At 52.8% G+C, this 10,996-nt stretch carries 15 protein-coding genes and 1 pseudogene; 5 read left to right on the top strand and 11 right to left on the bottom strand.

The window, feature by feature from the left end; genetic code table 11:
- Nucleotides 1-577 (bottom strand): DUF7995 family protein (locus PGX04_RS00235; RefSeq protein WP_465263779.1); only part of this gene is annotated, 577 nt, incomplete at its 3' end.
- Nucleotides 578-874: 297 nt separating this feature from the next.
- Here PGX04_RS00235 and PGX04_RS00230 point away from each other — a divergent pair.
- Nucleotides 875-1,435 carry a TATA-box-binding protein gene (locus tag PGX04_RS00230; protein WP_273736679.1) on the top strand — a complete coding sequence of 187 codons (561 nt, stop codon included), beginning with the start codon at nt 875-877 and terminating at the stop codon, nt 1,433-1,435.
- A gap of 402 nt (nt 1,436-1,837) precedes the next feature.
- On the opposite strand, the gene PGX04_RS00225 is transcribed toward PGX04_RS00230, so the two are convergent.
- From PGX04_RS00225 to PGX04_RS00200, 7 genes are all read right to left on the bottom strand, one after another.
- Nucleotides 1,838-2,092 (bottom strand): HalOD1 output domain-containing protein, encoded by a 255-nt coding sequence (locus PGX04_RS00225; protein ID WP_273736678.1) that lies wholly within the window; start codon nt 2,090-2,092, stop codon nt 1,838-1,840.
- A complete protein-coding gene (locus PGX04_RS34235) occupies nt 2,082-2,246 on the bottom strand; it encodes a DUF7563 family protein (RefSeq protein WP_425498418.1) in 165 nt (54 codons plus the stop codon). The genes PGX04_RS00225 and PGX04_RS34235 overlap by 11 nt, the downstream gene beginning before the upstream one ends.
- A gap of 2 nt (nt 2,247-2,248) precedes the next feature.
- Nucleotides 2,249-2,425: a hypothetical protein gene (locus PGX04_RS00220; RefSeq protein WP_273736677.1), complete on the bottom strand. Its 177-nt coding sequence runs from the start codon at nt 2,423-2,425 to the stop codon at nt 2,249-2,251.
- Nucleotides 2,422-2,745, bottom strand: coding sequence for a DUF8118 domain-containing protein (locus tag PGX04_RS00215; protein ID WP_273736676.1), 324 nt, complete (start codon nt 2,743-2,745; stop codon nt 2,422-2,424). The genes PGX04_RS00220 and PGX04_RS00215 overlap by 4 nt, the downstream gene beginning before the upstream one ends.
- Before the next feature lie 119 nt (nt 2,746-2,864).
- Nucleotides 2,865-3,209 carry a hypothetical protein gene (locus tag PGX04_RS00210; RefSeq protein WP_273736675.1) on the bottom strand — a complete coding sequence of 115 codons (345 nt, stop codon included), beginning with the start codon at nt 3,207-3,209 and terminating at the stop codon, nt 2,865-2,867.
- Nucleotides 3,209-3,670 (bottom strand): hypothetical protein, encoded by a 462-nt coding sequence (locus PGX04_RS00205; RefSeq protein WP_273736674.1) that lies wholly within the window; start codon nt 3,668-3,670, stop codon nt 3,209-3,211. The genes PGX04_RS00210 and PGX04_RS00205 overlap by 1 nt, the downstream gene beginning before the upstream one ends.
- Complete coding sequence (locus PGX04_RS00200) at nt 3,670-4,314, bottom strand: hypothetical protein (protein WP_273736673.1); 645 nt, start codon at nt 4,312-4,314, stop codon at nt 3,670-3,672. Before PGX04_RS00200 ends, PGX04_RS00205 begins: the two co-directional genes overlap by 1 nt.
- A 716-nt stretch (nt 4,315-5,030) precedes the next feature.
- On the opposite strand from PGX04_RS00200, the gene PGX04_RS00195 reads away from it, so the two are divergent.
- From PGX04_RS00195 to PGX04_RS00185, 3 genes are all read left to right on the top strand, one after another.
- Nucleotides 5,031-5,555, top strand: coding sequence for a hypothetical protein (locus PGX04_RS00195; protein ID WP_273736672.1), 525 nt, complete (start codon nt 5,031-5,033; stop codon nt 5,553-5,555).
- A 102-nt stretch (nt 5,556-5,657) separates the two neighbouring features.
- Nucleotides 5,658-6,734 (top strand): hypothetical protein, encoded by a 1,077-nt coding sequence (locus PGX04_RS00190; protein ID WP_273736671.1) that lies wholly within the window; start codon nt 5,658-5,660, stop codon nt 6,732-6,734.
- Nucleotides 6,731-7,870 (top strand): hypothetical protein, encoded by a 1,140-nt coding sequence (locus tag PGX04_RS00185; RefSeq protein WP_273736670.1) that lies wholly within the window; start codon nt 6,731-6,733, stop codon nt 7,868-7,870. The genes PGX04_RS00190 and PGX04_RS00185 overlap by 4 nt, the downstream gene beginning before the upstream one ends.
- Nucleotides 7,871-7,900: 30 nt before the next feature.
- Here the strand turns inward: PGX04_RS00185 and PGX04_RS34230 are convergent.
- Nucleotides 7,901-8,044 (bottom strand): annotated as a pseudogene (locus PGX04_RS34230) (DNA methyltransferase); the annotation flags it as partial.
- Between the two features lie 61 nt (nt 8,045-8,105).
- Here PGX04_RS34230 and PGX04_RS00180 point away from each other — a divergent pair.
- A protein-coding gene (locus tag PGX04_RS00180) for an IS630 family transposase (protein WP_377042244.1) occupies nt 8,106-9,127 on the top strand; the annotation gives its coding sequence in 2 pieces (ribosomal slippage) (nt 8,106-8,610 and nt 8,610-9,127; 1,023 coding nt in all).
- A gap of 149 nt (nt 9,128-9,276) precedes the next feature.
- On the opposite strand, the gene PGX04_RS00175 is transcribed toward PGX04_RS00180, so the two are convergent.
- Nucleotides 9,277-9,882: a DNA methyltransferase gene (locus tag PGX04_RS00175; RefSeq protein WP_273736668.1), complete on the bottom strand. Its 606-nt coding sequence runs from the start codon at nt 9,880-9,882 to the stop codon at nt 9,277-9,279.
- A gap of 160 nt (nt 9,883-10,042) precedes the next feature.
- A complete protein-coding gene (locus PGX04_RS00170; RefSeq protein WP_273736667.1) occupies nt 10,043-10,384 on the bottom strand; it encodes an SWIM zinc finger family protein in 342 nt (113 codons plus the stop codon).
- Nucleotides 10,385-10,996: the final 612 nt, after the last annotated feature.

Here is a 10,996-nt window from a genome sequence, read left to right as displayed (position 1 = left end):
TGTAGTCGTGGCCGGCGTTCTGGCGGATGATATCGAGCTGGCGCTGTCCTTCAGTCGTCTCGACGGCGGCGGCATCAGGCAACTGGCCCCACTCGCGAGTGAAGCGCGTGACGAGTTCGCCCTCGAGATCGGCGATCACTTCGCACTCATCGATACCGTCGATAGAGGTGGTGAAGGGATCACCAGTCAGTCCTTTGAAGACGGCTTTGGCTTTACTAATAGCGGTGTGCTCGGTTTTCGCGTCGACAAGAACGTGAACCAGCCCAGTGAGCTCGCGCTCGGTGTCAGGCTCGACCGCCAGATCACCATAGTCGAGGCTGTTCGTGAGGCAGAAGTCGCACTTTGTTCGATCGTGAGCGATCTCTGTGCCACACTCACAGCGATTCTCAGCGGTGGAGTCGTCCTCGTGGGGTGCTGGTTCAGGAGCGTCTGGATACCCCACGTGACCGTTTTCGAGCGAGTCGTCGACGCGTTCGTAGCTGCCGTCGTCGACGACCCTCGAGTCGGTCGCATCGGGGGCAATACTTCCTTCGTCTTCGGGAGCGAACTCCCAGCGGTCGTCATCATCGTAGTTCATGGTGTTGTGTAACTCCTCGGTGTGTCGTCATTCTCCGCTCTTATCCTTGCCCTCGTTAATCTCCGGGTAGTGGAGTGAAAGTGAAACGAGGTCTTGTCAACAGATCAAAAGAGTTGTCTCTACGTGTACCTGTCCTAGGCGAATACTCCCTTTGCAAATTGAGCCAGGTTTCGTGTTGTATTTGCACTCTCACGTAACGGGCTGGAGCTTCAGTTCGGAGCACCTCAAGAAGACGCCGTGTTACGTACAGCAGCAACGTCGAACATTATAACACTCGCATACGCTTACTACTGATAGATGACAAGACCGCAGGACTCCATTAAAATCGAAAACGTGGTCGCATCATCCAGTATTGGACAGGAACTGGATCTCAAGAGTGTCGCAATGGACCTTACGGGGGCTGACTATGATCCTGAACAATTCCCCGGCCTCATCTATCGCAGTCCAGATTTCAGATCCACCGCTCTCATTTTTCGTTCCGGAAAGATCGTCTGCACTGGCGCAAAAAGTCTCGAGGATGTCCATGAGAGTATGGAGATCGTCTTCGACACATTTCGAGATCTCAAAATTGAGGTCCCAGAGGGTCCGGAAGTCATCGTTCAGAATATCGTCAGTAGTGCTGACCTCGGCCGCAATCTCAATCTGAACGCGATTGCGATCGGTTTCGGACTTGAGGACATTGAGTACGAACCTGAGCAGTTCCCAGGACTAGTATATCGCCTCGACGAGCCTGATGTTGTTGCCCTGCTCTTCGGCTCCGGAAAACTGGTCGTCACCGGTGAAAAAGACACTGACGATGCTGAACAGGCTCTTGGTGTCATTACTGAGCGTCTTGAGGACCTGGGTCTGCTCGAGTAGTGTCCGGCCTCTACTATTACTACATTCCCAATGTCGTTGCAGATACTCTCGGTATTGAGAGCGTTACATCTGGAGACTTACGTATCAATAGGAATGAAATCAGTACCACCGCAGTCGGGGCACGAACCCCAATGTAGTGGATTGGGGTTAGCATCGCTCATCGCTTGCAGAACGAACCCACAGCCCTGGCATTCACTAAATACAGTCACGTGAAAACGGCTACGGAATCCATTTCCTTTCCTGTTCCACCCCAGTAATTTGGTACCAGAGCAAACGCAACATTCGCATCTCTACGAAACAGTTGTTTCAGGGAAAATCCATCTGAAAAAGTGAAGTGTCAACAGAATTGCTAAGACAGAGTATACAGTTCGCACGACTCGCTGCTGATCGAGTGATCGTGTCTCAGGTCGTGCGAACGAGCAGCATCTTCTCGGTGAGTTTGACGTCATACTCATCGACTGAGAATGCGACCGACACCGATTCGCCGGTTGTGACGAGTCGATCGAGCGCCTCGGGGTCGATGGTGTCGGACAGGACGATCCCGTGGGTTGGTCCCAGCTCGGTTGACGGGCAGTTTTCGAGCCTCGCGATCGCTTCGATAATTGCGATGCTCGGGGGCGTTTCCGACCACTCGTATTCAAGTTGCCTAGTTTCCATGATTCACCTCTACCGTTAGTCCCGCCCCTGCTCCATGATATCGCTCGCGCTGGGATCGACAGTTCGGACAGGCATGGAGTGTTCCGGTATTGTCCGAAAATACCCGCTTGTACTGTTCTGTGACGTGCGCGCCACAGTTCGAACAGTTGGGCATCGTCATACCTCCACAGCCGTATGTTCGTACATTGCACGCGTCGTCTCGAGTTCGGCGATTGCATCTGCAAGAGTCAAGGGCTCGGCCAGGTGCTCCTCGAGCGTTTGCAGATCGGCCAACACTGCTTCGAGTTCGGCCTGCACTCGTTCGTCAGACCAGTTGTCGGTGGACTCGTTCATCGCGACTCACGTTCCGGGCAGCCGGGCGCATGCGGCAGTTTGTCCTGTCCACCGAGTTCGACCAGCAGCTCACGTTTGCAGTAGGTACACCGGACGTACGCCTTCCCGCCCTGTTCCAGCGGTTCGACATGCCGCGTGTACGTCGGTTTCTCGGACTCGCTCTGAGTGACCTCGGCGGCTACGGTCCCGCCGTCGGAGACCAACCGCTCCGTACGAGCAACAACGGTGGCTTCCGCACGCAGGCGCAGTTTTCGGCCCGTGTCGGTTTCGTCGTATTCGGCTCGCTGTACCACTCGATCGATGGTTCTGAACTGGTTCATCGGTTCAAACCCTCCACCCCTCTCAAGGGTGGAACAACACCACGTGCTGTCACGGTCGAAGCGGTCGCTGTGGAGCCTGCGATGGAGAGAGTCCAAGGGGTTGATCGAAGACCCGAATCTCACGTCTCGCCTTCGCTCGGATCCACACGTCTGATTTGGCCGACCTGTCCGTGGGCGCCAGCCAGTACCAGCGAAACGTGCTCGAGCATCGAGATGTCGGTCACAATCGTGTTCCCATCCTTCTGGAGGACGACCACACCGCTGTCGTGGAGCCAGACAGAGACGCCGATACCCCAGTGATGCCATCGGTCAGCCGAGAGTGCTCTTGACGGGAGTGAGAGACTCTCGTCACCGCGATCGATCGCTGCCCGAATGCCCTGACGAAGCGCCCACACTTGCGATTCGGTGAGCGCGTCCTCGGGTGCGTCAATCTCGTCGACGTACGTCAGCAGATCGGCCACCATCAGACCTCTCCGATAATCCGGTCGATCTCAGCCAATTCGCGCGCTTCAGCAGCCTCGTCCGCATATTCCACGTCAGTTGCATAGCGCTCGAGGACGGTCACGGCTCCATCGTCGTCCTTGGCTGCTCGTTCGAACAGCTCTTCAAGGACAGCGACGACCACACGATTGGCGACCTGGCGGCCGACATCAGCTGCTTCACTCTCGATGCGGCCAAGCCGCGACTCCGGATATGCGTAGGTTTTCGAGGGCTTGGACTTCAGATTCGAGCAGTAGACGACGTCGAACACGCGATCGTCTCCGGCTGCGCCGAATCGCGAGTTTCCGTAGTTGTCGAGAAGATTGTAGTTGTTCTCTTCAGACCACTCAGCTACCGTCTGTCCAGTATCGGTGACCACGTGGACTGGTCGTCCCTGGGCGAGATCCAAGCAGACATCGCCAGGCTTGATCGAATGCTCGAACATCACGCTTCACCCCCATCGTCACTGAGAGAGCGAGCAAGCGATGCGGCTAACTGCTCGATATCCTCGTGATGAGCGTGCTTGACGTTCAGGAGAGTAAGGTGTGCACCAGGACCCCACAGTTCTGCCCGGTGCAGCTCGTCAGCGAACTCCGTGAGAACGTCGTCAGTCGTCTGGCGACCATCGGTGAGACCGTTAATCCGAGCTGCAATCCGATGAGGAATTGCATCTCGGTAAGAAGGATCTCGTCCTGTGTAGTCGGCCATCGTCTCGACAAGCCCTGCGAACGCTTCGACACGTCCATCGATCGTGACGTCCCACTCTTTGAGGTCGTCCTCGTCGATGGCGTACGTCACAGCGTCAGGTTCCTGTTCCTCAAGGAGAGCCTCGAGAGCCACTCGCTTCCAGCTGCGGTAATCGCGGAAGCTCCAGAACGTGGCGAACTCCTCGAGCGTCTCGATCGAGTACTCGATGGAGATGTCGGCGCGAACACGCTCGGTGGTTTCGTCACCGTAGTCAGTGATCCGGTCGACCGGCCCGCTGGCAGTCGCGAGGAACCGTCGTGGAAGTGGCGTCGTATAGTCGGTTGACTGTGCTTCATCGGGTGTCTCCGCTGGCTGTGCTGTCGTCTCGTCTGCTTGTGGCATCTCTGAAATCCTCCATCCCTCCTCGAGGGTGTGAACAACACCACATGCGGTGCGGTGAGAGGCATTGATCGATGGAGTCCTGCTCGCCGTGGTGTGTGCGATGGAAACAGCCCAACGAGTCATTCGAACATCCATCGCCAACGGCCGTGATCACTCGACACCACACTTCGTCAGTCTTACCGCCGTCTGTCCGACAGACTTTTTGTACTATTGAAAATATTAATATCTGATAGAAATTGCCTGCTGAATACAGGGCGCGTATGCAGTAGCTTCGATCGGCACCGTGAGAGCCCAATGAGTGCCGAGGGCATAAAACTAACCTTAGTTATCGCAGAATAATACCACACCTCCAAAAATTACGCTGTGAATCGGCCGTATTTTGGACGTTCGCATTATCCCCACTCCTTTCTGGGAGAATTTTTAATGTGCCATTGACCGTGACGAGCCCTATGCCACCCAAGGACCACGTCTTTCGCCAAAAGTCACGCCTATGCATCATCTCACTAATGACTGTTTTCCTATGCCAATCGCCCACACGGTCAGCGCAAAAATACTACCGGAGAGACTGCTTCAGTCGATACTTCCCAGTCTCTAACTCAGTTTGAGGTCAGATTATCGGCAATAAAACCGCCGTCAATTACTTCATGAGGCCGTATTGAATATTATCAGACAAGGAAATGTGTGGACGACTTAGGAAAATAGGGACGTACCTTTCTATGCTGGGACTGCTTATCACGTTCATCATTATCCCAATAGCAATCGGCCTTCAACTCGAAGAGTATGATATTGATTCCAGTCTGTTCATCCCTGCATTCACCGCTGTTATTGGTAGTTTTGGGTTGTATTTTCTCAGGCAATGGAGAAGGCGAAAGCGAATTGAGACTGCACTAGAAGCTGAATTAAACCAGATGTCCGATCTGAAAAGCCTGCCAGATAATCTCGGCGAACTTGAACCTGCACCTCCTGATGACGATATCCCTGCAGAAGTCGTACCCACGCCAGAGGCACTGCCAACCGACGTGTACGATTCAAACTTACCCGAATTATCGCTTCTTCACAGCTGGGTGTATCGAGATGTCGTTGGGTTCTACACACAGTTGAAACGGCATAAACCAACTCTGCGAGAAATTCATCTGCAGAAAGAGGAAGAAGATATCACGATGTCCAACCAAGAAGATCTGTATAGGGAAGCCGAAGAGCTCAAAGAAAAGCGCAGCAAGTTACTCCGCAAATTAGGTTAATCGAGTAACGTTTAAATATCGACAGAGAATTGGTAATCGTGATGGGTCGACAATCCCTCTCTCAGAAAGATTCTGCTCCTTCAGTACGGAGCGGTGACTAGCATGTCTGAGGATGGGATTGATTTTCTGGATGTTAATTCGCAGGATTTCAGAGATATCGGAAAGTTCACTCAGCACATCCAACAGAACGTTAATCTTTCAGAATTAGATGGACAGCTCAGTATCATTGGTTCTGTAAGTAACTTTGAGGAGCGGAGCACGTTCGAACAATCGCTAGAATCCCGCTTCGAAGTGAAAGAGACACTCGGCGATCTCTATTTAATGCAGTCAAAGCAACGAGATGTCCCTATCTATCTCCACGAGAATGATGGGTGTCCTATCTTCCTGACAACCGGGACGAAAACGAAAGATATCCCGAAAACGGTTGGGAATTATATTCGAGAAAATCCTGAAATCAGTAGAATGTGGGTAGGGAAGCAGCAGATGGAAGAGATTCGTCGAGATATTGCTGAGGATGATGATATTCTCATACCTTATTTCACTGCCCACTACAGCCCTAGTTCAAACGTAGAAGGCGTTACTCGACCTGGATTCGAACGTACTATCCAATACTATGGAGATGACGGCCTTGAGTCATTCAAGGCGCTACGGGACAAATACGGGGTTTTCCCGACTAACGTTCAGTTCAAAAAACCAGGAGTATTCAAATTCCGGATCACACAGGAAGGTGTGTTTACTATCAATGATGGAGGGGTAGAGCCAACGCTATCACTCATACAGGATGTAATTGATCACCTGCGCGGCGTGAAAGATGCGATTCAGTCCGCGGGTTACGAGGACGTGTCTTCAGATTTCGGATCGTTCCCGAAAAGTGTTCCTTGGAAGATCAAGATGCAAAAGGGGTTGGACGCTCAGGATGTAGAATATATCGATGATGGACTGACCTCAGATGATTGGGAGTTCGGTATCTCAAATTTCGATAAATCTACAGAAGGGAAGGTCGGTTTCAGTGGGGAGATTGTGGATAAAATCAATTATGGCACAATGGGTGTTCGAACAAAAGATGAGGAAACTATTCGTGTGTTTCCCAGAAAAGTGACTGGGTTCGGACAATCGATCCGACTTTTCAGCTTCATCCAAAATAATATCGATAAAAGCGCATACGCTGTTGAGGCATGAAACTTGAGGGGCCTGATGTTGACGCGCACATCAACCGGCTGAAAGAAGAAGATCAAGGCCCTTTCCGAGCAGCGTACGAGGAATATCGAGAAGAGATCCGTGATGAAGAGGTGGAAGCGACGATTGATCAGCGTTTGTATCGCTGGCGAAAGCACGTTGACCTCGTTGTATCCGTTGCCTCTGGATTCAGTCCAGATACCGACTCTATTGGGGACGAAAGTAGATTCATCTTCCACTCAACAGACCCTCTTACCCAGATCTCTTCCTCAGGAGCTGATGTCCTGTTGGCAAGAAATGAACTCCGGCGAATACACCTGTGTGTCGTCGTCTGTGAAATCGGAGATGAGCGTGTTGGTGACTGGGTAGACAACGTGAATAACTCCTACAGCATGTTTGAGGAGGACTCAAGTTTAGATCGGATATGCGATCAGCTCGGGTTCCCCGAAAAGGATATCGGCGAGGTACAGTATGTGCTTCTTTCTAGGAAAACTGACCTACAAGGTTTACCTTTGAATGACATTTCAAACCGGGTTATGCCCGATAAGTTTGCGATCTGGTCTGCGGAAACCACTGAAGAGTCGGAAATATGTCATGAGTATGGAAATCATATTCATCGCGATTTACGTGATATCGCAGATGGTTGCTTCGACTGGGCATTCTTTGGGGAAAACCCGATAAAATATACACTCGAAACACATCCCGTAATACCCCTCAAGAAGGTCATCTTTGGGCTTGTAAGAGCAAAAAAGACATTTGGAACTGATCCTGAGCCACTCGAGTTCAATAAAGAGGATTTCCGAGAGAAGTACGAGAGTTATCTGCAGATAGGATGCAATGGCGATCGCAAGGAAAGTCTGGTGCGGGAAGCCACAGCAGACATTTTTGAGCTTGGTGAACAGATCGGGATATTTTCAACGGAAACAAATACGGTCCGTGATTATCGAATAATGTTCCCTGGCCGATCTGAGGACCCGTTAGAGGCACAGGAAGCAGTGAAAGAAAAGTATATATCCCTCGCAAAAGAGGTGCAGAGAACTACGCTTGCGTTCGAACGAGCAAATACCGATTTCGACTCACTGCAGGCTGATCTGGATAAGTGGTCTTCTGACGACTCAGATATCAGCTGGGAAATCTAGATCGAATTTTCCTACGGTTGGTATCCAATATTAGGAAGCTGTAGAAAGGCGCTTTCGAGCTGCCTGAACATACTGTTCATTGATTTCAATGCCCAAATAGCGGCGTCCGGTTTGTCGTGCCGCTATTGCGGATGTTCCGCTCCCAATAAACGGGCCCACTATTAGGTCACCTTTATCAGAACTATTTTGATACTGTCAGCCAAAAATACTTCAAAGAAGAGTACGTTACTCCGATATGACCTCTCTCGACAACGTCTCTACCGAAGACCTCCGCCAGGTCTTGGCGGAGGTCGAGGGAAAAAAACCGTCACAACGGCTCATGGCGGCGATCAATTACCTTGAAGAAGACGGTGCGACGCTACAAGAGGTCGCTGAACGCTATGGATACACTGCTGGCTGGCTCTCGCGGTGGCTTGATCGACTCGAACGGCTCGCCGACGAGCCGTTCGAGGAGGTCGTCTACGACGAACACCGTTCAGGAAGACCCTCAAAACTCTCCGACAAAGAGTACGAACGGTTCGTTGAAGCGCTCCACAAGTCTCCAGAGGAAGTTGGATTTGACGCGCCTGCGTGGTCCGTTCCACTAGCTCGTCACTATCTCGCCGAGGAATTCGACGTTGAGTACTGTGAGCGTCACGTTCGACGAGTGATGACCGAGGCCGGGCTGTCCTGGAAGACAGCCCGGCCGGAGTTTCACAAATCCGATGAGAGAGCACAGGAAGCATGGCAAGACGGGTTCAAAAAAAGCGCGACAACCTGGACGACGAATACACGATCTTAGCCATCGACCAGACGCGACAGGTTCTCTCGACACTGATCTACGCCTGGTTTCCCAAGGGAGAGCGCCCGTCACTTCCGGTGACGGGCGCGTGGGACAGCATCAAACTTCTCGGTGCAGTCAGCGATACTGATGAGACGTTCTTTCTCCCCTGCAAGGAGAACTTCAACAGCGATACGACGATTCGTCTTCTGGACGCACTCCAGACGGAGTTCGGCGAGAAAATCTGCGTTGTCCTCGACAACGCCTCGTATTTCACGGCGAACAGAGTCCAAGAGTTCGTTGAAGATACTCCGATCGAACTGTGTTACCTTCCGCGGGGTTCACCAGAGCTGAACCCCGCGGAAGAGTGCTGGCGACAACTCGATCAATCACTCGGCAACCGCCTATTCGAAACGCTTGACGAACTTCGTGATGCTGCTCTCTGTGCACTGGACGACATCAACGTACCAGATGTCTTTACGTACTTATGTCCGTGAGTATGAATCAATTCGCGGATAAGCGGGACAAGTTTTTCTGTTGGGTGCTGTAACTGGTTTGGTGGCACTCGATCGAACTGAAGAATGTCACGTGGATGTCTTCCACGTAATAGGTGACGTCCCTTGACCGCGTATAGAATAAGTTCTTTCTATGAGATATAGTTTCCTTGGAGATCGCCCATTCCCCAATTGTTCTTCAGCCATACCAGCATCCGTTTGAATTCGAATCCTGCGTCTTCAATAGCTTCCTTCCACGCGGGATAAACACTCTCAACGGTGAAGCAGTAGATTGCACCGCCATCAATGAGTACCCGATGTGCTTCTTGAAGCCATTCAAACTGGAATTCACTGTGCCCTTCGAGTGGACTGAATGGGTTTTCATCTTTATAATAGTTCGAAAAGTAATCTATACCGTACGGTGGATCTGTGACTATCAAGTCGATCGCTTCCTGCAGGTCGTCGCGCTTGAAATTGGCCGGTGGACTCGATCCCGCAAAGATTGACGTCCGGGGACCGTAGCCGGCCCACTGGTTGTCTCGTTTGCGCTCCAGCTTGTAGAGGCGAGAGTGCTCGACGTCGCAGAGCGAAACCCGGTCCTTCGTCACATTGACGTACTCCAGAGGGGCGAGTTCGAGCAATTCGCAGTAGTCCTCGACCTGTCTGCGATCGTCGAAGCTATCTGCCCGTAACTGGAGTCGCTCCAGATCACCGCCTCCGAACTTGGATAGCATCGTTTGACTCCTTTCAGGAGGCATCGTCGTTCACCTCGATCGTCTCGTCTGCTCGTGACATCTGTAAAACCTTCATCCCTCTCGAGGGTGAGAACAACACCACATGGGGTGCGTTCGTGCAGACGCTGATCAGTCTGGCAGAGTTACCCCACGCGCGAAACCGAGTCCGAAAGCGTGGGGTAACTCACGGCGCCAGTGGATTCGCTGCGGCCTGCACCCCACTGGTCTGCAGTTCGCGAATCCGTTGTGCGTTGCATGCAGCCTCGAGAACGGACGTTCGAATCGCGACTGCAACCCGATGCTTGCACGCGCCCTGATGGTGTTCGTCTGCTGGACACCGACAGCTGTGCGGCAAGCCGTTCTCGATCGTGACCAGGTACTCGTGGGCCTCGGGGTTCGCGTGGCTGGCGTTGCGAACGAGAACGCCCTGCGCGACAAGTTCGAACTCGAAGGCTTCGTACTGGGCGCGTCGGAGCGTCCGTTGGGTCGGTTCAAGTCGCTCAATCGGATGTGCTGATGGTGACATAGATCGGGAGTAACTGCCGCTAAACTGGTCGGTCGTCTCGAGTTACGCGCTCTCGCAGTCGGAGCAGATCAGTTGAACGCCGAGATCACAGGCAGTTTCACAGCTTTGGGTCGGAACAAGCCCGAACTTCCCGCAGTAGTCACAGCTCGTGTTAGTGTGCTCAGGGGCGTCGAATACGCCGAAGCGGGAATGCTCGACGGCAGAATCGGTTTCGGTAGTGAATTCAACGGCGAGTGGGTTCGTGATCCGGCTGGCAGTTTGCATCGTCTTTGATCCCTCTACTCCTCAGAGGGGGCGAACAACGCCACCGGCTGTCCAGCGTGAGCGGCACGCAACGGGGGAAAGCCCAGCAGCGCAACGAGCGAACGGAGTGAGCGCAGTGAGCAGCCCGGAACCTGGAGGTGGGTGGGAAGCGGTGGGTGGGCTGGAACCCACGCATCACAGAAGCGCCCCTCAGTCACTTCAATCACCACACCTCACGCACATCCGCACAATTCTTTGGACAGCCTCGTCCCCGCCTTGTCCGCTGTTCGCGTCTCCTAGATCACCACTGTCACCCTGACCTCTTCTCGACCTCGTCGGTCATCCACCCCATCTGGTTCCCGTTTCCTC

The sequence above is a fragment of the Natrinema soli genome (genome assembly GCF_028618695.1).
The sequence above is the reverse complement of the archived record's forward strand: the minus strand, read 5'-3'. Positions and strand labels throughout refer to the sequence as shown.